The organism is Erythrobacter ani, from assembly GCF_019204025.1.
GTDB classification, from domain to species: domain Bacteria; phylum Pseudomonadota; class Alphaproteobacteria; order Sphingomonadales; family Sphingomonadaceae; genus Erythrobacter; species Erythrobacter ani.
In genome coordinates this window covers 1,068,566-1,091,130 of the sequence record NZ_JAGSPB010000002.1, presented here as the reverse complement: position 1 = coordinate 1,091,130, position 22,565 = coordinate 1,068,566, and the positions used below count along the sequence as shown (strand labels likewise).

Genomic DNA, 22,565 nt, shown 5'->3' with positions numbered 1-22,565 from the left:
AACGCGAGAGGCGCGATTGTAAAGCGCAGCAGGTCATGAGCGCTCGGCAGGGAATTGGTTCGATAACCCGGGGCCTACGCTGGCTAATAGATGCCGCCACGTTCCTCTACGAAGTCGCTTGGCTGACCATCATTGGATTCGAAAGCTCGATCTCGACCTGCATTGCGGCCAGCGCGGATGAGCTCGAGAATTTCATTGCGCTTTGCCGCAATCTCATCTTGCCGCGTCGAACGTGATGGTTCCGTATCGGGCTTGAAAGCTTCCCATATTACTGCGGCGCGGGGATCATCCGTCGGCCAGCCATCGAAAACACGCTTGCCAGTGCGGCGATCGACACGGACCATTCGCACTCCGGGAGGCGCGATCGCGGGCTCATCGCTCCAGCGGTCACGAGTTTTTTCGACGAACTGCTTGAAAATCGGCGCTGCCGTGTTCCCACCCTGAACCCAGCCCCCAAGGTCCCTCGGTGTATCATGCCCGAGGTACACGCCTGCGACAAACTCGGGTGATCCACCGACAAACCACGCATTGGTCGGACCAGTTGTCGTGCCGGTTTTGCCGAACAGCGGCAGTTCAAGGTCGCGCAAGCGCGTCGCCGTGCCGCGCGTCACCACACCTTCGAGCATATGGACGACCTGAAAAGCGGTGCGCGGGTCGAGCGCCTCGCGGCCCATCTGACCGGGGCGCGGCATCGCCTCGCCGTCCCATTCGGACATGTTGCACCCCTGGCACTGCCTCTTGTCGGCGCGCCAGATCACCTTACCCCGCCGGTCCTGCACGTAATCGATGACGGTGGGCTCGTGGAGGCGACCATGATTAGCTAGCGCAGCATAAGCATTGACCATGCGCTGGACCGTGCTGTTGCCCGACCCCAGCGCCGAGGCATAGAATGGCTCGTGGTCTCCGATATCGACCGCCTTGAAAGTCTTCACGACATTGTCGATCCCCGCTTCGGAAGCGATGTGGATCGTCATCAGGTTGCGGCTTTGCTCGAGACCGAACCGCATGGGATAGACGCCTCCCCCGCGGCTGCCGCCAAAGTTGGAGAAGCATTTGTTTCCGAGCCGGGCACCCTGCCAGACACAGAATTCCTGGTCAGGTACTTCGGTTGCGGGCGTCATTCCGTTCTCGAGCCCGGCGGCGTAAACAAACGGCTTGATGGTCGAGCCGGGCTGCCGCTCCGCCTGCGTGGCGCGGTTGAAGTCGGTCAGCCGGTGGTCGAAACCGCCCTGCATTGCGAGCACGCGACCAGTCTGGACCGACTGGGCAAGAAATCCGCCTGAAACTTCGGGAATGGTCGCGACACGAAAGCCATTTCCGCTTGGCCGCACGGCGATAACATCACCAGCCTTGAGCGCGTTGGGCAGGCCCGACAGCGGCCGCTCATCCCCGTTGGAAAAGCCGATCGATGCGCTCGATCCGCTCCGCTGTGTCACGACACCGACGCGCCAGTCCTCGTACTGAATGGCGAGATATGAGCTTGCGAGCTGGCCGCCCCAATTCCCGTCGCTGACGTCGATCGTGGCGATCGGTCCGGTCCAGCCCCTGTTCCCGTGATACCGCATCAATCCCGCGCGCAAGGCTTCGCGTGCAGCTTCCTGCAACTCGGGATCAAGCGATGTGCGCACCCACAAACCGCCTGCATAGACACTGTTTCCGCCATCTTCGGCAGTTTCTCCGAACTCGTCGATGAGTTTGCGGCGGACTTCCTCGAGGAAGTATCCGGCATCGACCGAGCGCTGGCTGCGCTGCTGGACAAGCCCCAGCGGCATTGCTGCAGCCTCGCGCCGCTGTGCCTCGGTGATGTAGTCGTTCTCTTCCATCTGCGAGAGCACAAAATCGCGCCGGTCCAATGCAGCCTGTTCCTGGCCCGACCGGCCATAGCGCTCTGGCGCTTTCGGCAGGATCGCAAGGAATGCCATTTCGTGCAGGTCCAGATCGCCCACATCCTTGTCGAAATAGGCACGTGCGGCCGCCTGAACACCGAAGCTGCGCCGACCTAGAGGGATTTCATTCAGATAAAGCTCGAGGATTTCCTGCTTGGACAGCACCGCTTCGATACGGGTGGCGAGGATCATTTCCTTCAGCTTGCGCGTGACGGAATATTCATCACCGAGGAGGAGTATCTTGGCCAATTGCTGGGTTATGGTGGAGCCACCGACCGCGCGGTCACCCGAGCCATACTTCGTGACGTAATCCATCACCGCATTTGCGGTGCCGGTCATGTCCACCCCGCCGTGACTGTAAAAGGTCTTGTCCTCGGCAGAGAGGTAGGCGGCGATCAATTGTTCGGGAAAATCCGGGTATTGCAGCTGTACGCGCCGCTCGCGCGCATAGGAGTGCACGATCTCGCCATCGATTCCGCGAACCACGGTGGGCAGCGGCGTCTCATAATCGACGAGGCTTTCCGCGTCCGGCAAATCGCTCGCGAGCCAGACAAACAGTACCACCCATGCGAGAACGCCCAACCCTGCGAGCACCGCCGCAGCTTTGAAAAGCAGGCTGTTGCGCCATTTCTCGGTGAACCACGCGGCAGCGCCGCTCAGGTCGCGATTCACGCGATAACGGAAGTATTGCAACATGTTGGCGGTATCGACGTCGGTCATTTCGCGCGGCAGTTAGCACGGGTCGCAGCACACTTGCCAGCGACTTCGAGAACGGTTTTAACAAACCACAGGTTTCCTGAACGGCTCATGGCTCGGCTCGTGGTTCTGCCCGACGCGCGAAATACACACGGATCGCCTGCGCGAGCACCTCTGCATACTGCCTTCGCCCTTCTTCGGTCGAGAGGCGCGCGCGGTCCGTATCGTTTGTTACGAACCCGCTTTCGAACAGCACGGACGGGACATCCGGCGCCTGAAGCACAATAAGCGATGCCGACCGCCGGGCAGTCGGATGAAATGCGATCGTCCCCTCGCCCTCGCGCGTTATCAATGAAGCGAATTCCGCTGCATCCTCCTGCGTCCGGGCCTGAGACAATTCGACAAGGATCGCGCTGACCTCCGCGCTTTCCCCGTCGATACTGATACCGTTTACGCGGTCGGCATCGTTTTCCCGTGAGGCAAACCGTGCCGCAGCGTCGCTCGATGCTTCGTTGGAGAGCGTATACACGCTCGCGCCCGACACATCGCTGTAACTGCCGCCCGAATCGGCATGAATGGAAATGAACAGGTCAGCCCCAAGTTCGCGCGCTATTTCCGGGCGATACTCGAGCGGCACCAGATCATCGCCGTCACGAGTCATGGCAACCCTGATCCCGCCCGCATCGATCAGGATGTCCCGAACGGTTGACGCGATGGAAAGCACCACGTCCTTTTCGCGAATATCCTCGCCGACCGCACCGTAATCGCGGCCTCCGTGACCGGCATCAATAACCACCAGAGGCCGTGTCGGATCGCTTGGTCCTTGCACCTCCGGCAGCCGAAAATCGGGTGCATCCTGGTTAACGAGAAAACTGAGGACGTAGTCGCGACCCCATTCTGGGATCGGAATCTTCTGGCCCAAAGCAAACGCTCCGCCCAGCAGGAGTGCGGGCACGGCGACGATCAGCAAAAGGAGCGTCCGAATGCTCATTGCGTTGGGTGCTTAGGATGTTGCTCTCCTTCAACGCAATAGAGTTGCGGGACGAAACCCACGGTGCTAGCAACAAAGCACTGAAACATCGGTTGTCGTATCGGCAGGATGCCTTGGGCACCGATTTTTCTCCCGCACGGTTCCAACCGGCTATTGACCGCCCGGAACCGCTAACAGGTTGATGCAGTGACGAGACGGTTCTCCTCGCAAATGATGTCGCAGCGCGCTTATGGCGCAGGCGATCATGCGGGCCGTAGGGCGGACATTATCCGCACGTCTCACACAGCAGACACGAATATCGCAGGCTCCTCGGCTTTCCGGCGAGATGCGAATGCAACAAACGGCACGCTGACAAAGCGTGTCATCTCATCACATAATTTGCGTCCCTCCCATCGACCCCTGGCCGCGCGAGCGCCCATGGTCCTGCGAGAGGACGTTTGGAGAATATTGAATGGCAACGCGCATGCTAATCGATGCGCGCCACTCGGAAGAAACCCGGGTGGCGGTCCTCAAAGGCAACCGGATTGAGGAATTTGATTTCGAATCTGCCGAACACAAGCAGATCAAAGGCAATATCTACCTCGCCAAAGTTACAAGGGTAGAACCATCACTACAGGCAGCTTTCGTCGATTTCGGCGGAAACCGTCACGGGTTCCTCGCATTCAGCGAAATCCACCCCGACTACTATCAGATCCCGCAATCGGATCGCGAAGCCCTGCTCGCTGAAGAAGCGGAAGCGGCTGAAGAAGAAGCACGCCTTCGCGACGAGGAAGAAGCCGAAGGCATCGCTCCCGGTGACGAATACGACGCCGAGGACGAGAGCGCAGAGGCGCTTGCCGAAGACCTCGCCGAAGATGGTCTGGAAGAGATCGACACCAGCGAGAAAGAAAAAGTCTCCACCATCGAAGACGGTACATCGGACGATTCCGATGATGACGAAGACGATGATGACGACGACGATGAAGGTGACGGCGACGAAGAGCGAAACGACGACAAGCCCCGCCGTGGGCGTGGCCGAGGGCGTGGACGTCGCCGCCAGGGTAAGGGCGGCAAGGGAAGCAAGGGCTCCGGCGGTCGCAGCCGCGCCAAGGAAGTCGACGAAGTGCGCGCCAAGCGCATGGCGCTACGTCGCCGCTACAAGATTCAGGACGTCATCAATCGCCGCCAGGTCCTGCTGGTCCAGGTTGTAAAGGAAGAGCGCGGGAACAAGGGCGCGGCCCTTACCACGTATCTCAGCCTTGCCGGACGCTACACCGTGCTCATGCCGAACAGCTCGCACGGCGGCGGCATCAGCCGGAAAATCAACTCCACCAGCGATCGCAAGCGTTTGAAGCAGGTAGTTTCCGACCTGTCTTTGCCCAAGACAATGGGCCTGATCGTGCGCACCGCTGGTCTCAGCCGTACCAAGACCGAGATCAAGCGCGATTTCGATTACCTCGCGCGACTGTGGGATGAAATCAGGCAGAAAACCCTGTCGTCCACCGCGCCTAGCCTAGTCCATTCCGACAGCGATCTGATCAAACGTGCGATCCGCGACATCTACAATCGCGAGATCGAAGAAGTCATCGTCGAAGGCGAGGAAGGCTACAAATCGGCCAAGTCCTTCATGAAAATGCTCATGCCGAGCCATGCACGGCGCGTGAAAGCGTACAGCGATCCGGTGCCGATGTTCCAGCGCTACGGCGCCGAGGATCAGCTGCGGGCGATGTACGATCCGATGGTTCAGCTCAAATCGGGCGGCTATCTGATCATCAACCCGACCGAGGCGCTGGTCTCGATCGATATCAACTCGGGCCGTTCTACCAAAGAGCACGGGATCGAACAGACAGCGCTCCACACCAATCTCGAGGCGGCGCGCGAGATCGCGCGTCAATTGAGACTGCGCGACATGGCTGGCCTTGTCGTGATCGACTTCATCGACATGGAATACAATTCCAATATTCGCAAAGTCGAGAAGGCTATGAAGGACGCGCTCAAGTCCGACCGCGCGCGCATCCAGGTGGGCCGCATCTCAGGTTTCGGCCTGATGGAAATGAGCCGCCAGCGCCTTCGCACCGGCGTGCTCGAGGCGACCACCCGTGAATGTCCGCACTGCGATGGCACCGGGCTCGTCCGCACCGCATCATCCGCAGGCCTTTCGGCACTGCGTCTTATCGAAGACGAAGCGGCCAAGGGCAAAGGCACCATTATCAAGCTCGCGGCAAGCACCGAAGCGGCGATCTACATGCTCAACGAAAAGCGGACCGAGCTTGTCGAAATCGAGGAGCGTTACGGCGTCACGATCGAAGTCATCCCAGAGGGCGAAGACGAAGGCGCGAAGATGACCGTTTCGAGCGCAGGGCCACGCCCAACCGAAGCGCCGAAATTTGAGCCCATAGTCGACGACGATGACGACGATTATGAGGAGGACGACATTCCCGAAGAAGAGAGCTTCGACGAGGATGACGATCAGCCGAGGAAGAAACGCCGCCGCCGGCGGAGAGGCGGACGCGGTCGCGGCAAGAAGCGCGAGGATGAAGGCGCGGATGGCTCCGACGACCGTGGCAACGACGACGAGCAGGAAGACGACGCCTCCTCCAGTCATGACGATTCCAATGGCGACAGTGACGAAAAGCCGAAACGTCGTCGCAGGCGCGGGGGGCGTGGCCGCCGCAAACCAAGCGACGAGACTGTCACCGAAGAAGATGCGAAGAATCTCGAAGAGATTTCAGAGCAGGTCAAGGAAGACATGACCGTCGTGGCGGGGCCGGACGATGCGCCGGAAACCGCTGGGGCGATGGCCGACGTACAAGAGGATGCACCCGCGGAGAAGCCCAAGCGCAAGCGTGCTCCGCGCAAGAAGAAAGCAGACGATGCCGAAGCCAAAACTTCGGATGACAGCGCTGCTGACACCGCTCCTGCAAGTGCACCGGAGGCTGAAGAGAAGCCGAAGCGCAAGCGTGCTCCGCGCAAGAAAAAGGTCGAGGAACCCGTGACAGAAGCGGGCGAACCGGCTGCCGAGGCTCCTGCAGAGGAAAAGCCGAAGCGGAAATCGCGGGCCAAACCTAAAGCCGAAGAAAGTGCTCCAGCAGAAACTGTCAGCATGCCTGCTGAGGGATCTGCCGAGGATCTCTCTACCGGCCCGAAAAAACGTGGCTGGTGGCAGCGCACGTTCGGCGAGTGATCGTCTGATCTAATTGGATCTGGCGCGCGAGGCAGGCGGTGATTACACGCCCGGCTTGCGCGCCACACCCCACTCGTTCCAACCTGCAAATTTGGGGGCTTTGGGCAGGTAGCCCTGGCCTAGCGGTTCGACCTCGAATCCCGCACCGCGAAATGCGGACCCGATAGGCCGCGTCAGGTGGCACCCACCTGCCAAGCGCTTCCACACCGGTTCGATCCGGTCCTGCCATTTGGCTATGCCGGTATCGGGCGCGCGCCCATGTTCTAGGAAAAGCGCCTTTCCACCGGGCCGCAGGATCCGCCGCATTTCTGAAAGGACACGCGCAGGATCCTCGACCGAGCACAGGGTGAAAGTGCAAACCACATTATCGAAGAAGCCGTCGGGAAAAGGTATCTCTTCACCGATGCCCTGACGGATATCTGCTGGCCACCCTTTCGCCTGCGCCGCCGCCCTCGTCTGATCGAGCAAGCCGCCATGCGGGTCGATCCCTGCATAGCTTGTCACCTCGCTGGCATTGTAGAACTGCTGGTTGATCCCGCCGCCGCAGCCAAGCTCGAACACGTCACCTTTCGCCAGCGGCACGAGCTGCGAACGGCGCTTCATCACCTGCCCCTGACTGCATGCGCAGGTCACCAGGCGCGGCATTATGTGCGCATCGTACCAATCGGCCAATCCCATGAAACGCGTACTCCCCTACCCGCTCGCAATTGAAGCTGGCTTACATCGCGGCGAGACGCAAGTGTCCTCGCGAAAAGGAGCTACGATCCGACTTTCTTTAGGGACGCAGGGTCCGGATGTCAGACTGCCAGAGCTTCGCGCTGTTCGAGCAGGCTGCGCATGTCGGCGAGATCGAGCCGCGTGTCTGCATCGACCGCCGCCAGCCCGCTTGGCGCGGGGACAACTCCAACCTTCGCATCGACCTGATCGCCTAGACGCCCGATGGCGGTTCCGACGGAGAGGCGGCCCATAAGCATCGACATTAGGGTCCCGGGACCAAGGCGCGCCGCGATTTTCCAGGGTTTCTTCCGGTCCTTTTCGACCATGCTCCAAAGCTCGATCGCCGACGCAGCCCGGTCGGTCTTGAGAAAGAACAGATTGCAGCCCGACCAATTGCCGTCCGAAAACCTGAGATAGGTTCGCTTGCTGTGCGGAAGCTCGGCTTTGATCAGGTCGCAACTGGCAAGCATGATGCCCATGTCGTAATCGTGGCGCGTCTGACGGATAAGCAGGTCGACCCAGTCGCCTTGCAGCAAGCCATGATCGGATGTCGTCACGATCAGGGGTGCACCGAACCGTCTGACGGTCGAAAGGACCGTCGCGCTGGGCCCATCCTCGGCTGAAACCGGCGTCGCGCCCAATTCCGTCGCCGCCCGCGCGACCGCAGGATCGTTGCTCGCAACCAGAATTTCTTCGACGCTGCTGTCTTTCAATGCTGCGATGACACGCGCAAGCATGGTTTCGCCGACAAGCTCTATCAATGCCTTGTGCGGGACATTCTCGCTCTCGGCCAAGAGATCGACACCTGGCCTCGAGCCAGCAAGGACCAACGCTCTTACAGTCACAGGTTTCGTCTACCTTCCAATATCAGCAGCATCAGCCAACGATTTCGAATTCACTCGAAATCCCTAGCCGCACCTTACTTTGCGCATAGCTGAACCAACTGCCCATCCACTCGCCGGAATTGTTGAAGTTGGCACCGGCGACCGCGCTGTCTATGGACCATATTGCAATGCAGCGTGCGCTCTTTCTTTTCAACCATGATGCCCCGCATCAGGTCGCACATCTGGCAAGGATCGCCGCAAAACTGGCGATAAGCCGCGACCAAATCTCCGTCATTGTCGCTTACAGCACGCCTTCGCTGCGGGTGCATATCGAACAAGCGATCAATGCCGAGGCGGCGCGCGCGCTCACCTGGGTCGAATTGACCCTCGGCAAGGTAGCGGAAGCCCTTACTGCCGTGGGTGACAAGCTGTTTCCGGCGAGCAGGCTGCTGCGACTGCGAACGCATGCCGGTCTTTTCGAGAGCTGCGATGTCATCGTCAGCAGCGAGCGGACCTTCTTGCGGATCAAGCAATACATCGAACCCGTCAACGCACCCCTTTTCGTGAAGATACCCCACGGAGCTGGAGACCGAGCGGTGACGTTCCACCAGGATAACACCCAGTTCGATTTGCTGCTCGTATCGGGCCGCAAATTCCGCGATGAATTTGTGTCTGCCGGTGTAGAACCCGAAAAAATTGCAGTCGTCGGATATCCCAAATTCGAAGGAATCGATTTCTCAAACACGCAGAGGTTTTTCGAAAACGACAATCCGACATTCCTGTACAATCCGCATTTCGACCCGCATTTGTCGAGCTGGTACGATGCCGGACCCGACCTGCTGCGCTGGTTCGCGAGCGACGCGGGACAGGCATTCAATTGCATCTTTGCCCCGCATGTCATGCTCTTCAGGAAGAATTGGCATTTCTCGCCAGAGCATCGAAGCTTGCGAGCATCGCCGCCAGTCCCCACCGCGGCCCATGATGCGCCGAACATTCTTGTCGACACCGATGGGCCGCGACTGTTCGATATGAGCTACACCATATCGGCCGATGCATATATCGGCGATGCATCGAGCCAGATATACGAATTTCTAATCGATCCTCGTCCGGCTTTCTTCCTTGATACAGCGGGTGCCGTCCGGACCGAGCGGGCAAAGCCGCCCGCATTCCAGGGAACCGGCCCGGTGATCCAGTCGGTCGGCGAATTGGTGTCGATGCTGCCCGATTGGCGAGATGTCGGCGCGAAATACCATGCTTCGCAGCAAGAGCTTGTCAGCTACACATTCGACCTCTCCGATATTGCTCCTTCCGAGCGGGCCGCCGATGCGATCGCCGATCTTCTTGCGCGCGAAAAGGCCTGACCATGGCAGGTTTCAAAATCGCCTATGTCATCAATTCGATGGAGGGAGGCGGAGCACAGACCCCGCTTCCCCGCATCGTTCAGGCGTTGAATGCGGCAGGAGCAGAAACCACAGTGCTAGCCTTGACGCGGCGAAACGGAAAAGCGCTGCCTGCGCTAACGGCGGCAGGTCTGGAAACTGTCATTCGCGAGCGCGGAGATAAGGACCACCTAGCCGCCCTGCGCTGGATTGACCGGCAGGCGCGCGCGCTTGGCGCGCATGCCCTCTTCACCTCTCTCACGCGGGCGACCCTGCTGGGCCAGATCGTCGCCAACCGCATGAACATGCCGATTGCCAGCTGGCAGCATAACGCCTTCCTGAAGCCCTGGAATGAGCGCCTGCTGCGCTGGCGGGCAGGCAAATCCGATCTTTGGGTCTCGGACAGCAATGAAGTCGCCAAACTGACGCGCGACCGACTGGCTGTGCCCGCCGACCAATGCCTCACCTGGCCCATATTCGCAGCCGACCCGGACGCGGCGCGCGCAATCCCTTGGCGCGCAGGCGAAACTCTGCGGCTCGGCAGCCTAGGGCGACTCCATCCCGCAAAGGGCTACGACCTATTGATCGAAGCGTTGCTGCTTCTTCAGCGGGATGGTTGGCAGCCCCCGGTTCCGATCGAGATCTCGATTGCAGGAACTGGCGGCGATGAGGCCGAATTGCGTTTGGCCGCGAGTGAGGTTCACATCGCAGATATCCACTTTGCCGGTTTCATAAACGACCCGGGAGAGTTCCTCGCGGGGTTGCATTTGTACCTTCAACCCTCGCGCCGCGAAGGGTTCTGCATCGCCGCGCACGAAGCGATGCAGGCCGGATTGCCCGTGATCGTCTCCGACACCGGGGAAATGGCGATCACGACCGAACCTGAATTTGGCAGTGTCGTCCGCACAGGCGAGATCGACGATCTGGCGCGCGCGCTGCGCGAAATGCTTCGCGATCCCAGCTCTCTTCACTCCGCTGGCGCGGTGGCCAGGGAAACCGTCCTGAGGAAATTCTCCGGCGAAGCCTTCGATTCCAACGCGCAAAAAGTCGTCGATCATTTAAAAGCGGCGCTCAGGACGAGAAGCCCAAACTGATTCAGGCGGGCACAACCTTGCCTGCAAAGTCGAAGATCTTTCCGCTGTCTTGCGGCCCAAGTCCGCCAAGAACATGGATCAGATTGCCCGCCGCTTCGCCTGGTTCGATCAGCTGGCCATCGGGAAGATTGGACTGAAACGGTTCAGACAAGGCGCTATCTACCGTTCCCGGATGGAGCCCTGCAATCACGCCCTGCTTGTGCGTGCGCTGCATCTCGAGCGCGAAATTCTTGAGCAGCATGTTCAGGGCCGCTTTCGAGGCTCTGTATGAATGCCATCCGCCGAGACCATTGTCGGAAATCGATCCCACGCGCGCGCTGAGCGCGGCGAAAACAAACTGCCTGTCTCGCGGCATCAGGGGGAGGACATGTTTGGCGATCAGCGCGGGGCCGATTGTGTTGAGCGCGAACACTTCAGCCATGGCGCCGGCGTCCAATCGTTTGAACGTGCGCTCTGGCCCCTCGCCGCTTTCCAGCGTCAATACCCCAGTAGCGACAATGATCCATTCGGGCGGATCATCCTTCATCGATAGCGCGGCGGCCTCGATCGAGGATTCGTTGGTCAGATCGAATGCGAAAGGAGCGGCGCCGGATACACCGATGTCGGCACCGGAACGCGATCCGGCATGGATCGTCTCGCAGCCGCGATCCGCCAGTTCCTGGCACAGCGCCCTTCCTATCCCACCGGTGCTACCGAACACGGCGGCGCTGAGCGGCACCGCATTTCCCGATTTTCCTACTCGTTCCATGCTGGCTAGAGCGGGGCAATGCCCGCAAGGTTCCCCGAATACCTTTCTGCCCAGGACCGTGTAACATGCGGTCCATGTCTCACGCACCGCCGCGTTCATAGCTCAAAGCAAGGTGGGTGATGAGGATGCGTCAACCGCTGTCCCGAACGACGCAACACAGCGTCCCTTGCCTCGCGCACGCAAGGCGTTAGATAGGTTTCAAGCAAACACGGGATTACACTGACATGGCGACCTTCACCCTCCCCAAGAACTCGAAGATCAGCAAGGATGGCAATGTCCACAAGGCGGCGGATGCCAAGCGGGTCAAGAGCTTCAAGGTGTATCGCTACGATCCCGACACGGGGAAGAATCCCCGATACGACAAGTTCGAAATCGATCTCGAAGAATGCGGCCCCATGGTCCTCGACGCGCTCTTCAAGATCAAGAACGAGGTCGATCCGACCCTGACATTCCGGCGGTCCTGCCGTGAGGGGATCTGCGGTTCGTGCGCGATGAACATGAACGGCAAGAACGGCCTAGCCTGCACTACCGCTATCGAAGACCTCAAGGGCGAAATCCGGATCACGCCGCTGCCGCACATGGACGTGATCAAGGACCTGGTGCCGGATTTCACGCACTTCTATGCGCAATACGCCTCGATCCGTCCGTGGCTGCAAACCGTCACCCCGACCCCTTCAGGCAAGGAACGGTTGCAGACGCCGGAACAGCGCGAGCAGCTGGACGGCCTATACGAATGCATCTTGTGTGCCTGCTGTTCGACTGCCTGCCCTTCCTATTGGTGGAATTCGGACAAGTTCCTCGGTCCAGCAATCCTCCTTCAGGCTTATCGATGGCTGGCCGACAGCCGCGATGAAATGACCGGAGAGCGGCTCGATGCGCTGGAGGACCCGTTCCGCCTGTATCGCTGCCACACGATCATGAACTGCGCCAATGTTTGCCCCAAGGGGCTCAGCCCGGCCAAGGCGATTGCCGAGACCAAGAAGATGATGGCCGAACGCGCAATCTGATCGCAACGCGAGGCGTGGCAGGATGAGCGACCACGGCGCTCCCTTCGATTACCATCCGCTGACCGAGGCCGAGGCCGACGGAGAGAGCGGTTGGTACAGCTGGAACCTGGTCGACCGGACGCGGTACAACACTGCGGTACTCGGCGAATTGCGAGTCCGCGGTGAAGGCGAAAGGTGTAGGCTTCGCATGTTCCCGGAGCGCCGCCATACCAATCTCGGGGACAACATCCACGGCGCCGCCACGTTAGGCCTGATCGACATCGCGCTCTTCGCCACGATGCACGTCATCGGCAGCGGCAATGCCGGACCGTCGGTGACGGTCGAGCTTTCAACGCAGTTCGTCGGCGCAGGAGACCCGGAGCGCCCGCTCGACGCGGTGACAGAGATTGTACGCGAAACGGGCCGCATGCTCTTCCTGCGCGGTGAATGCGTCCAAGGCGATGACGTCGTGACGAGCTATTCCGGTATCGTGCGCAAGATGAAGCCGCGCCCGGTCGGGAAGCCGGAATGACCGGGCTGTTGGCACGCTATGAACAGCTGATTGCCTCTGACGAGCTACGTCCCGATCCGGATCAACGAAAGGCAGCAATACGGCTCGACACGCTTCAAAAAGAGCTTGAGGCGGAAGCGCCGGGCGGATTGCTCGGCCAGTTCTTCGGCCGCAAGAAAGAGCGGCCGCAGGGCGTCTACATGTGGGGCGGTGTGGGCCGCGGAAAATCGATGCTGATGGACCTGTTCCACGAAACGCTCGGCATCGAGGAAAAACGAAGATCGCATTTTCATGCATTCATGCAGGAAGTTCACGCGGAGATGCGCGAGGCTCGCAAGACTGTGAACGGCGATCCGATCCCGCCTGTGGCCGAAAAGATGGCATCTAACGTCCGGTGTCTCGCTTTTGACGAGATGGTGGTCAACAACTCCGCCGACGCCATGATCATGAGCCGTCTGTTCACGCAGCTCATCTGCAAACAGGGCGTATCGGTCGTGACCACTTCGAACCGCCCGCCGCAGGACCTTTATAAAGACGGCCTCAACCGCGAGCACTTCCTGCCCTTCATCGATTTGATTGGACAGGAACTGGACGTTGTTGGGCTCAACGGACCAACTGATTATCGGCTCGACCGAATTGGCGATCTCGCCACATGGCACACGCCGTTGGGCGATGCGGCAACCGAGAAAGTGCGCGATGCCTTTTTCCGCCTGACCGACTTCGCTCCGGAAGATGCCGAGCACGTACCTTCGGAAGAGCTGGCTATCGGCAAAAACCGGTCGGTCCATGTGCCCAAATCACTGAAAGGCGTCGGCGTTTTCAGCTTCAAGCGCCTATGCGCGGAGGCGCGAGGTGCGCCCGATTATCTCGCAATCGCACAGGCGTTTCACACCGTCATCATTGTCGGCATCCCGATCATGGGCCCGGATAAGCGAAACGAGGCGGCGCGCTTCGTCACGCTGATCGATGCTTTGTACGAGCACCGGGTGAAACTATTCGCGACCGCTGCGGCGCAACCGGATGAACTGTATGTAGCGGGTGATGGCAGCTTCGAATTCGAACGCACGGCTAGCCGTTTGAACGAGATGCAAAGCGACGCATACATGGCCCTCGGTCACGGAGCCGAATACTGAACCGTCAGGCGGCCGCGATGCGTTCTGCCAGCCTCGCCTGAGCGGCGACCAGCCTGCTCATCACCTTGAGGTCCTGCTCGCGCAGCTGCAATGCGGTATCGGCCCACATTTCTGTGATCCGGTTCAGCTCGGCGAGCTTCAACTGCCACACATGTTTGATGGCTCGGCGCGATCCGACGAGACCGGCGTGACGACGCTCCGACTTTTTGATGAAATCCCGCGTCGCATTAAGACCGTCACCCGGCTCCGCGAGAGCGTGAACTAGGCCAAGCTCATACATCTGTTCGGCAGTGAATGTCTCGTTGGAAACGATTATCCGGTCGGCCATTGCGCTGCCAAGCTTACGCGACAGCAGTGCATGAGCGCCCATGCCGGGATAGAGGCCAAACATGATTTCAGGCAGCCCGAAAGTCGCCTGTCGCTCAGCCACAATGTAATCGAACGAGAGCAGCGCTTCGAATCCGCCTCCTAGTGCGGCTCCCTGCACAAGTCCGACCGTGAGCATGGGGATATCGAGCGTGCGAATATTCCGATCCAGTATGGCGCAGCACCGATGGCCATATTCAACCAGGCCAGCACGATCCCGCTCGCGGATCAACTTCTGGAACAAATGAAGGTCACCGCCAAAGCAAAAGACATCATCGCAGCGACTGCCGAGCACCAGATACCTCAGAGGCACCTTGTCCGGTCCGAAACCATTCGCGATGAGGCGCTGCCAGCTCTCGAAATCATCCAGCATAGCCGGAGTGAAACTCGGCCGCCCGTCCGGGTTCATATAGGTCCACAGCGTTGCGGTGGTATCTTCATACAAGACGTCAAGTTCTTGTAATTCGAATATTTCTCCAGGAATTTCGGAATGCAGCGCGCTCTCGGCATACATTTCCTCATCCGCGGTCAATGGAACCGCCCTGCCAGCGCCGCTATCCATAACGTACTACTCCGAGACAACCCTGTTTAGACTGGCTTGTTTTACCCTCGCCAGCACTCGAACGGCCGTTTGGCTCCATTTGAGAGAAGGCTAGGCGAGACGGGAGTCGCTTGGCAATCAGATATTTACTCTTTGTTAGCCATAAGAGTCTCAAAATGGGCCAAACGATGCGAATTTGTCACGCATTGTTGCGCAGGCCGGGACAGGAACCGATTTTCAGATTTATGCGGCTTCGTGTGTATCTTCTTCTTCGAGCCATTCGATCAGCATCGTCAGAACATGGCGCAGCGATTGTTCCTGCTCCTCAAGCCGCCGCTCGACATTGGCGATAGCTGCTGCCAGCTCGTCATATGTATGATGTGCAATCGGCCCATTATTCGCGGGTCTGACAGGCTTTCCAACCTCCTGAAGCGCGGCAAGAGCGGTCTCGAGCTCGGCTCCGGCAACTCGTTGTTTCGCGCGTGGATCTTCGGGTCCGGCGTCCAAAATCGGGACGGCACCCGTGCCATCCTCATGAACCTGCGTGTCCATTTTCATCTCCTTGATCACTGCATTGAGCATTTCGGCTGTAAGCGCCTCGCTCTCTTCGATCGCCCCGACGAGGAGCAATCGGTTCATCATCTGGTTAATCCGCCGCATGCTCCCACGCGCGTGCGCGACCAGCGAATGCAACATTTCATCTTCCATTGCCGGGTGTCCGTCCCAACCCACCCGGCGCAACCGCTCATAGACAAAGCTTCGCGTTTCATCGGCATCCAGGGCTTCAAGCTCGTAGGACGCCACAACCTTTTGTTGCAGCCTTTGCGCTTCGCTTTCTGGTGGCAAGCCATCCAGGAACCCAGCTCGACCGAGCAGAACGCATTGCAGCAAAGTTTGGGTTCCCAGACGTAGTTCGGAAAGCTGACAGAGGCGCACGAACCCGGCCCTCGTCAGATCCTCACACCCGTCGACAATCAGGAGACAGCGCCGGCCTTCGCGCGATTCGTTCTGCAGAAATGTTTCAAGCAGGCCCCAGTCACCGCCCGTATCATCCCTCAGCGACTCTACTCCAAACGCCTGTGTGACCAACGTTACCGCGTTCTCGGCGCTCAGCGACAAGGCTCCGACTTCCGCGACCGCCAGTTCATTTGCCGCAAACCTGTCGAGGAGACGGTAGGCAAGCGTCGATTTCCCGCAACCATCATCTCCGGTGATGACGATGACGCCCTCTCGCTGGTCCAGGCCAAAGCCGAGATAGGACAGGGCCTTTGTATGAGAAGCGCTTTCGAAATAGAATTGAGGATCGGACGTCAGTTCAAAAGGGCGACCCTCAAAACCGTAGAATTGATGGTACATCGAAATCGGCTCCGTCGATCAAAACCTCCGGCGCGCGCGGAGTAGACGGGCCTGTATGCGGGGAAACTGCTAAATATTCGGTAAGAACGCGGCAAAGCCCGTGTCCGCCCGCACAAAGCGGTTGGATTCAGGTCGGTCAGACAAGGACTTCGCCTGCGCTGCCGTGCCCCAGAAAGGCTGAAGGCGACGCTGTTGCGCCATATGCCCCGGCGCAAAACACCGCGATCAGATCGCCGACATCACCGCGCGGTAGGTGCGCCAGATCGGCCAAGCGGTCTAGCGGCGTGCAAAGGCAGCCGACCACACTGACGACCTCGGCCGCGTCGGCATCAAACCGGTTCGCCACGGCGATGGGGTAGTTGCGCCGAACCACGGTTCCGAAGTTCCCCGAGGCCGCCAGTTGATGATGCAGTCCGCCATCGGTGACGAGATACGTCACACCGTGGCTATCCTTGCGGTCGATAACGCGGCACAGATACACCCCGGCTTCACCTACGAGATATCGCCCCAGTTCGAGGCATAGCTCAGCCTTTTGAAGGCTTGCCGGAAGCCCCTCGACTCTTTCGTGCAACGCTTTTCCGACCGAAGCCAGATCGAGCGGCTCGTCCCCTGGGAAATACGGAATGCCAAACCCGCCCCCCATGTTCAGTTTTGGCAATGGTTCGCCGATTGCCTGAGCGAGTTCATCAGCCAATTTCAGGACGTTGGACTGCGCTTCTATAATCGCGTCTGCGTTCAGCGCTTGGCTTCCTGTAAAGATATGCAGGCCGCGCCAATCGGCGCCTTCATCTAAGAGATATCGGGCCAGATCGGGCACCTTTTCGGCATCCACACCGAACGGCTTGGCGCCGCCGCCCATCTTCATGCCCGATCCCTTCAGCTCGAAATCGGGATTCACTCGAATAGCAATCCGCGGTCGCACTCCCAGGCGCCCGCCGATAGCCATCGCCCGCTCGCCCTCGCCCGAGGATTCGCAATTGAGCGTTACCCCGGCAGCAATCGCCGCCTCAAGTTCATCGTCGCGCTTGCCTGGACCCGCAAAACTGATGCGAGCAGGATCGATGCCCGCCTGCTGCGCGAGCCGCAGCTCTCCTGAAGAGGCAATGTCGAACCCGTCTACCAGCGGACGCATATGTTCGAGAACGGGGCGAAAAGGGTTGGCCTTGATCGCATAGTTTACGCCGATCCGATCAGGCAGAGCCTCACGCAATTGGCGTATCCGCGCGCTTATCAGATCGCGCGAGTAAACGAATAGCGGGGTTTCACCAGCGGCGGCGGCGATTTCGCTGGCCGTCTTGCCGCCAATCGAAAGCTGACCTTCGAGCGCGTAGTAGCCCTCCGGGATCGGCCCAACCGGTTTCGACTTCACGACGCGGCCCCGCTGCTGATTTCCCGAAGCAGCGATGTACGGTCAATCTTACCATTGGGGTTGAGAGGCATGGCGCCGCGCCAATGTATCTTTTGCGGTTGCATGAAATTCGGAAGCTCCTGCTTCAGCGATCTGGCGAGTTTTGCCTGCTGCGCGGCATCTGTCACCCCGCGAACGACCAAGTGGATAGCATGACCGAGCCGTTCATCCGGAACTCCCAGCGCCACTGCCTCCGACACCAGGTCACTTGCAATCGCCGCCTCCTCGATTTCCTGGGGGCTGATCCGATTGCCCGCGCTCTTGATCATGGCGTCACGGCGACCGACAAAGTGCAGCAAGCCATCGGCATCGCGCCGGACCCTGTCTCCTGACCAGACCGCTGTTCCGCCGTACCGCGAATGCTCAGGCGCAGGCTTGAATCGCACAGCCGTGCGATCAGGGTCGTTCCAGTATCCTTGCGCCACCAGCGGCCCGCAATGCACGAGCTCACCTTCCGCGTTTTCCAAAGCGGGTTTCCCCTCGTCGTCGACTACGAGAATTTCTGCGAATGGTATGGCCTTACCCATTGAAGTCGGGTGTTTTTCGACCAGGTTTGGGTCAAGAAACGTCGATCGGAACGCCTCGGTCAGGCCGTACATCGGGTAGAGATCCGCTTGCGGAAATATCGTTGTCAGATCGTTGACGAGCTCGGTCGTGAGCGCGCCGCCGCTGTTCGTGAGGCGGCGCAAGAGTGCACTCGCCCCGTCCGGCCAGTCCAGTTCGGTGAGCTGCACCCAGAGAGGCGGAACTGCCGCGAGCGTCGTGACACCGTGCGCGGCGCATGCCTTCGCGACATCGCGCGGGAAGAGGAAATCGAGAGGCACGACAGCGCCGCCCGCATACCAGGTCGAAAGGAGCTGGTTCTGGCCGTAGTCGAAGGAGAGTGGCAAGACCGCCAACGTCACATCGTCGCGGGCCATCTTGAGGTAGTGAGCAACACTGACCGCGCCGAGCCACAGATTGGCATGGCTCAACATGACACCCTTTGGCCTTCCGGTCGATCCGCTGGTGTAGAGGATGGCGATCAGATCGTCTGGATCAGCCTGCGAAGGGCCGATGGTCAGCCGGCCCTGCGCCGCCGCAGCCAGCGCAGCGCCTTCCTCGATCGCCTCGCAGTCATGGGGCAGATCACCGTCTTCGAGCGAGGACAGTCGTGCCTGCGTCCCGATCAGCATCGAGGCACCGCAATCGCCAAGGATATGCGCCGCCTGAGCGCGTTTGAGCAGCGGATTGATCGGCACATGCACAAGGCCAGCCCTCGCCGCCGCCAGGGGCAACAAGCAGGTCAGCTCTCCCTTCGCGGCCCAGCTTGCAACCCGGGAGCCTTTGACTGCAATTTCACTCGCCAACCAGCCTGCTAAGTGGTCGACGCGCTTTCTCAGCTCGTCATGGGTCAGGATCTCATCCCGGAGCAAAAGCGCCCGCGCACCGCCGCATCCGCTGGTTTGCGCCAGTTCGACAAGATGATCGAGCGGACGAGGAACAGGGTCGAGTGGCATCTGGCTTGTCGTCATGGATCTGGGCATCGGCCTTTTTTCGGTCTTTCCAGTGCGTATCACGGCAGCTTCGCCGCGTTGCAAGTCCTGAGCGAGACGGGCGGTCAAATGCTCTTCAGCTGCCCGTCACAAGCCAGGACGGGTGAGCGATTGCCTGTACCCGCAAGCTTGCGCCGAAGCGGGCGGCTGTTTAAGGCCGCCAACCAGAATTAGGCGTAAGGCGCGATTGACGCTACGCTAGGGCGCACATTGCTCAAGACGAGGGATGAACTTGATGGGCACAAATCCGGTGACCGCCGATCAGCCTGACGCCGTGACGCAGGGCTGCGATGGCGCGAGTTCTTCTGAGATCAAACCGAGCCGCGCTCAAATAGACGCCGACCTCAAAGCGATCCTGGTCGATGTCCTTGGTATCGATGCTGAAGATGCTGCGGAATTTGGCGATGAGACCGGTCTGTTTGGGCACCTGCCAGAGCTCGATTCGATGGCCGTCGCGGGGCTTCTTACTGAAATGGAAGATCGTTTGGATATTGTTATCGACGATGATGACGTCGATGGCGAGATGCTCGAAACGTATGGCGGACTGCTAGCTTTTGCCGAAGCGAAAATCGTGTCGGATTGAACTCCGCGCGATAGTGCACAGTCAGCCTAGATTTAGACCGTCACCGATCGTTCAAATAAACTGACCAGTTCGACATGCGTCGACCAGCGGAATTGTCCGACGGGTCGCAGCTTGGAGAGCTTGAATCCAGCATCCGTCAGTGTCGACGCATCACGGGCCCAGCTCGACGGATTGCAACTGACATAAACCACTCGCGAAACGCCGCTTGCCGCAATTTCGGCGATCTGGCTGCGTGCGCCGGCTCGTGGAGGATCGAGCACCGTAGCGTCGAAACGGTTCAGCTCCTGCGCCTGCAATGGATTGCGAAATAGATCTCGGTGCATGGCGAGCACACTTCCGCCTGCGGAACCACAAGCGGCCTTCAATGCGAGATGCGCCGCTTGGTCGGCCTCCACAGCGAGAACCCTGCGCCCTTCGCGCAGCGCAAAGGCGAATGTACCGAGGCCTGCGAACAGATCGGCGACCAATCGCGCGTCACCGACCCAGTCCGAGACATCGGCGATCATTCGCGCTTCCGCATCTCCGGTAGCCTGCAAAAACGCCCCTGTCGGCATCGGAACAGCGATGCCGGAAAGCGTGATCGTAACGGGCTCCGGTTCCCACACAGTCTCCGGGCCGTATCCCTGATCGAGCGAGAGTCGGGCAAGGCCCTGATCGCGCGCAAAATCGAGCGAAGCCTCGGTTGCCTCCAGGCCTTCAAGCGCAAAGTTGGAGAGGCCAATCTCGACACCCTGATCGCAAAGCGTCAACTGCGCGTCGATTGCCCCTCTCGCTGGTCCGAACTTTGCAATGAAACGCCGCAGTGGTTGGATCAACCCCGCCAATTGGGGCGCGACCACGTGGCATTCGACGAGATCGACGATCTTGTGCGATCCCGCCTGCTTGAAGCCGAGGACTGCGCCTTTTTGCGTTCGCATTCCGTGCATCGTCGCCCGCCGCCTTGCGCCTGGCGGCGAAAGATGGGTCGGAAGCACCTCGCCAATGGTCAATCCTTGTCCCTTTGCGGCATTCACCACCCGATCGCGGACGAACTGCGATAGAGCGGCTTCGTCGGCGTGCTGGAGCTGACATCCACCACACAGCGCGAAGTGCCTGCACGGAGGGTCGGCATGGTGCCCTCCGCTCTCGACGATGACCCCCTCGCTGACCAGATCGCCAGGTAACGCTCCGGACAGGTGGTTGCCATTGGCAGTCACGCCGTCGCCCTTGGCGGCTAGTCTAACTATTTCTTCAAGCTGGCTCACAGACAGGCCGCGTACCCACTTTGCACCGAATTGGCGAGTTCGGATGCAGTGAAAGGGGCTGGCGTCATGCGTGCAGCCTCTGCGTGGATCCAGGCCGCTTCGCACGCTGCCTCAAATGGCGCGCATCCGGCGGCCATCCGGCTAACAGCGATACCTGCTAGCACATCTCCGCTACCCGCGACCGACAGCCAGCTTGGCGCGGGCCGCGCGAGCGCCAGCTGCCCATCCGGCGAAGCAATGAGCGTGTCTGGTCCTTTCGCGCAGATGACCATTCCACTCGCCTTGGCCAATACTTGCGCGCGGGCCTTTCGCCCTTCGGCGATAACAGCAAAGGACTGGCACAATGCTGTCAGTTCGCCGTCATGCGGTGTGGCGAGCAGCCTTGCAGCGCCGGTCACCATCTCGGGCCGCAGCAACATAAGCGCGTCCGCATCGATGACGGCCGGAATGTTTGCGAGCAAGGTCGCGGCGAGGCGCTCTTGCGCTTTACCGCTCCTGCCAAGCCCCGGTCCCACCAAGACTGCACCGATCCGTTCATCGGAAAGGGCATCCGGCAGAGGCGAGCTGTCCTGTACCAACGTGGGCTCGCCCAAATGCTGCGCATCGCCGAGCAGCTTCACATAACCTGCGCCGCCTCGTTGCGCAGCTCTGGCAGAGAGCAATGAAGCACCTGACATTTCCCCGCCAACAATCGCTGCCAGGCCTCTGGTGTATTTGTGCGCGGTGCCTGCAGGTGCGACGAGCTCTGGTTTGGCGATGAGCTGCGCCGCTCCTTCAACGGCTTCCACTCCGATCGGGACGAGACGTTTCGACCCCATTACGCCGCGCGCTGGAAGCAGCCAGTGCGCAAACTTCCAGGCGCCCAAGGCCAAAGTCACGTCGAATGACGGGAGCCGGTCATTCAGCAATGCCCCGCTGTCGCTTTCGACACCTGACGGCAAGTCAACTGCGATCCGGATTGCGTGCCGCGCAGCAAGGTCGCGAAGAAGCAGGGAATGCTCGCCCGAGAGCGGGCGGGACAGGCCAGACCCGAACAGGCAATCGACGAAAACTTCCCCATCGAGCCCCCCGCCCGATGTCAGAACCTCCCCGCCCCATGCTTTGCGCGCCGAGATTGCAGCTTCTGTCGTGGGCGCAAGAGGAGCAACCACCTGCACCCGGTTGCCAAATTCGCGCAGACGTCGCGCAATGACATAGCCGTCGCCGCCATTGTTGCCGGGACCGCAGAGGACTGTGATCGAGCGAGCAGCGGCGATGCGCCTGACCCACTCAGCCGCGCCGCCTGCCGCTATTTCCATAAGGTCAGATATACTCGTCCCACTGTCGAAAACGGCCTGCTCGGCAGCCCGCATCTGCGCGACGGTGAGGACATCGCGATTGCTCATGAAGAAATGCCAGGCGAAA

The 22,565-nt window shown here is 60.0% G+C and carries 18 protein-coding genes; 7 read left to right on the top strand and 11 right to left on the bottom strand.

The window, feature by feature from the left end; genetic code table 11:
• Positions 1–83: 83 nt before the first annotated feature.
• A complete protein-coding gene (locus KCG45_RS12260) occupies positions 84–2,606 on the bottom strand; it encodes a penicillin-binding protein 1A (RefSeq protein ID WP_218317483.1) in 2,523 nt (840 codons plus the stop codon).
• Between the two features lie 85 nt (positions 2,607–2,691).
• The gene (locus KCG45_RS12255; protein WP_218317482.1) at positions 2,692–3,573 is read right to left on the bottom strand and encodes an N-acetylmuramoyl-L-alanine amidase family protein; all 882 of its coding nucleotides are present in this window, start codon (positions 3,571–3,573) and stop codon (positions 2,692–2,694) included.
• A gap of 451 nt (positions 3,574–4,024) precedes the next feature.
• Here KCG45_RS12255 and KCG45_RS12250 point away from each other — a divergent pair, with 451 nt between their 5' ends.
• A complete protein-coding gene (locus KCG45_RS12250) occupies positions 4,025–6,736 on the top strand; it encodes an Rne/Rng family ribonuclease (RefSeq protein ID WP_218317481.1) in 2,712 nt (903 codons plus the stop codon).
• Positions 6,737–6,778: 42 nt separating this feature from the next.
• Here the strand turns inward: KCG45_RS12250 and KCG45_RS12245 are convergent, their stop codons facing one another.
• Together KCG45_RS12245 and KCG45_RS12240 are read right to left on the bottom strand one after the other, a co-directional pair.
• The gene (locus KCG45_RS12245) at positions 6,779–7,414 is read right to left on the bottom strand and encodes a class I SAM-dependent methyltransferase (RefSeq protein ID WP_218317480.1); all 636 of its coding nucleotides are present in this window, start codon (positions 7,412–7,414) and stop codon (positions 6,779–6,781) included.
• 119 nt (positions 7,415–7,533) lie between these two features.
• Positions 7,534–8,247 carry a nucleotidyltransferase family protein gene (locus KCG45_RS12240; protein WP_369410786.1) on the bottom strand — a complete coding sequence of 238 codons (714 nt, stop codon included), beginning with the start codon at positions 8,245–8,247 and terminating at the stop codon, positions 7,534–7,536.
• A gap of 218 nt (positions 8,248–8,465) precedes the next feature.
• Between KCG45_RS12240 and KCG45_RS12235 the strand changes: the two genes are divergently transcribed.
• On the top strand, positions 8,466–9,638 hold the full coding sequence (locus KCG45_RS12235) for a CDP-glycerol glycerophosphotransferase family protein (protein ID WP_218317478.1): 1,173 nt from the start codon (positions 8,466–8,468) through the stop codon (positions 9,636–9,638).
• A 2-nt stretch (positions 9,639–9,640) separates the two neighbouring features.
• Positions 9,641–10,750, top strand: coding sequence for a glycosyltransferase (locus KCG45_RS12230; RefSeq protein ID WP_218317477.1), 1,110 nt, complete (start codon positions 9,641–9,643; stop codon positions 10,748–10,750).
• A gap of 1 nt (position 10,751) precedes the next feature.
• Here the strand turns inward: KCG45_RS12230 and KCG45_RS12225 are convergent, their stop codons facing one another.
• Positions 10,752–11,498: an SDR family NAD(P)-dependent oxidoreductase gene (locus KCG45_RS12225; protein WP_218317476.1), complete on the bottom strand. Its 747-nt coding sequence runs from the start codon at positions 11,496–11,498 to the stop codon at positions 10,752–10,754.
• A 224-nt stretch (positions 11,499–11,722) separates the two neighbouring features.
• On the opposite strand from KCG45_RS12225, the gene KCG45_RS12220 reads away from it, so the two are divergent.
• Genes KCG45_RS12220 through zapE form a run of 3 tightly spaced genes read left to right on the top strand, consistent with a single transcriptional unit; the run spans position 11,723 to position 14,128 of the window.
• Positions 11,723–12,505 (top strand): succinate dehydrogenase iron-sulfur subunit, encoded by a 783-nt coding sequence (locus KCG45_RS12220; RefSeq protein ID WP_218317475.1) that lies wholly within the window; start codon positions 11,723–11,725, stop codon positions 12,503–12,505.
• 22 nt (positions 12,506–12,527) lie between these two features.
• Positions 12,528–13,016 carry a PaaI family thioesterase gene (locus tag KCG45_RS12215; protein ID WP_218317474.1) on the top strand — a complete coding sequence of 163 codons (489 nt, stop codon included), beginning with the start codon at positions 12,528–12,530 and terminating at the stop codon, positions 13,014–13,016.
• A complete protein-coding gene (zapE, locus tag KCG45_RS12210; protein WP_218317473.1) occupies positions 13,013–14,128 on the top strand; it encodes a cell division protein ZapE in 1,116 nt (371 codons plus the stop codon). Before KCG45_RS12215 ends, zapE begins: the two co-directional genes overlap by 4 nt.
• Before the next feature lie 4 nt (positions 14,129–14,132).
• On the opposite strand, the gene KCG45_RS12205 is transcribed toward zapE, so the two are convergent.
• The 4 genes from KCG45_RS12205 to KCG45_RS12190 form a co-directional block, all read right to left on the bottom strand.
• Positions 14,133–15,056, bottom strand: a complete 924-nt coding sequence (locus KCG45_RS12205; RefSeq protein WP_218317472.1) for a crotonase/enoyl-CoA hydratase family protein — start codon at positions 15,054–15,056, stop codon at positions 14,133–14,135.
• Between the two features lie 222 nt (positions 15,057–15,278).
• Positions 15,279–16,391, bottom strand: a complete 1,113-nt coding sequence (locus KCG45_RS12200; RefSeq protein ID WP_218317471.1) for an ExeA family protein — start codon at positions 16,389–16,391, stop codon at positions 15,279–15,281.
• 136 nt (positions 16,392–16,527) lie between these two features.
• Positions 16,528–17,760, bottom strand: coding sequence for a pyridoxal-dependent decarboxylase, exosortase A system-associated (locus KCG45_RS12195; RefSeq protein WP_218317470.1), 1,233 nt, complete (start codon positions 17,758–17,760; stop codon positions 16,528–16,530).
• Entirely contained in the window at positions 17,757–19,313 is a 1,557-nt protein-coding gene (locus KCG45_RS12190) for an acyl-CoA ligase (AMP-forming), exosortase A system-associated (protein ID WP_218317469.1), read from the bottom strand. Before KCG45_RS12190 ends, KCG45_RS12195 begins: the two co-directional genes overlap by 4 nt.
• 331 nt (positions 19,314–19,644) lie before the next feature.
• Between KCG45_RS12190 and KCG45_RS12185 the strand changes: the two genes are divergently transcribed.
• The gene (locus tag KCG45_RS12185) at positions 19,645–19,917 is read left to right on the top strand and encodes a phosphopantetheine-binding protein (RefSeq protein ID WP_439648927.1); all 273 of its coding nucleotides are present in this window, start codon (positions 19,645–19,647) and stop codon (positions 19,915–19,917) included.
• Positions 19,918–19,949: 32 nt separating this feature from the next.
• Here the strand turns inward: KCG45_RS12185 and KCG45_RS12180 are convergent, their stop codons facing one another.
• A complete protein-coding gene (locus KCG45_RS12180) occupies positions 19,950–21,161 on the bottom strand; it encodes a class I SAM-dependent RNA methyltransferase (protein ID WP_218317467.1) in 1,212 nt (403 codons plus the stop codon).
• Positions 21,158–22,546 carry an NAD(P)H-hydrate epimerase gene (locus tag KCG45_RS12175; protein WP_218317466.1) on the bottom strand — a complete coding sequence of 463 codons (1,389 nt, stop codon included), beginning with the start codon at positions 22,544–22,546 and terminating at the stop codon, positions 21,158–21,160. Before KCG45_RS12175 ends, KCG45_RS12180 begins: the two co-directional genes overlap by 4 nt.
• Between the last annotated feature and the right edge of the window lie 19 nt (positions 22,547–22,565).

Excerpts from the sequence above, each read along its gene's own strand:
- KCG45_RS12260 (WP_218317483.1), bottom strand. The coding sequence starts at position 2,606 with ATGACCGACGTCGATACCGCCAACATGTTGCAATACTTCCGTTATCGC.
- KCG45_RS12255 (WP_218317482.1), bottom strand. The coding sequence starts at position 3,573 with ATGAGCATTCGGACGCTCCTTTTGCTGATCGTCGCCGTGCCCGCACTC.
- KCG45_RS12250 (WP_218317481.1), top strand. The coding sequence starts at position 4,025 with ATGGCAACGCGCATGCTAATCGATGCGCGCCACTCGGAAGAAACCCGG.
- KCG45_RS12245 (WP_218317480.1), bottom strand. The coding sequence starts at position 7,414 with ATGGGATTGGCCGATTGGTACGATGCGCACATAATGCCGCGCCTGGTG.
- KCG45_RS12235 (WP_218317478.1), top strand. The coding sequence starts at position 8,466 with ATGCAGCGTGCGCTCTTTCTTTTCAACCATGATGCCCCGCATCAGGTC.
- KCG45_RS12230 (WP_218317477.1), top strand. The coding sequence starts at position 9,641 with ATGGCAGGTTTCAAAATCGCCTATGTCATCAATTCGATGGAGGGAGGC.
- KCG45_RS12225 (WP_218317476.1), bottom strand. The coding sequence starts at position 11,498 with ATGGAACGAGTAGGAAAATCGGGAAATGCGGTGCCGCTCAGCGCCGCC.
- KCG45_RS12220 (WP_218317475.1), top strand. The coding sequence starts at position 11,723 with ATGGCGACCTTCACCCTCCCCAAGAACTCGAAGATCAGCAAGGATGGC.
- KCG45_RS12215 (WP_218317474.1), top strand. The coding sequence starts at position 12,528 with ATGAGCGACCACGGCGCTCCCTTCGATTACCATCCGCTGACCGAGGCC.
- zapE (WP_218317473.1), top strand. The coding sequence starts at position 13,013 with ATGACCGGGCTGTTGGCACGCTATGAACAGCTGATTGCCTCTGACGAG.
- KCG45_RS12205 (WP_218317472.1), bottom strand. The coding sequence starts at position 15,056 with ATGGATAGCGGCGCTGGCAGGGCGGTTCCATTGACCGCGGATGAGGAA.
- KCG45_RS12200 (WP_218317471.1), bottom strand. The coding sequence starts at position 16,391 with ATGTACCATCAATTCTACGGTTTTGAGGGTCGCCCTTTTGAACTGACG.
- KCG45_RS12190 (WP_218317469.1), bottom strand. The coding sequence starts at position 19,313 with ATGACGACAAGCCAGATGCCACTCGACCCTGTTCCTCGTCCGCTCGAT.
- KCG45_RS12175 (WP_218317466.1), bottom strand. The coding sequence starts at position 22,546 with ATGAGCAATCGCGATGTCCTCACCGTCGCGCAGATGCGGGCTGCCGAG.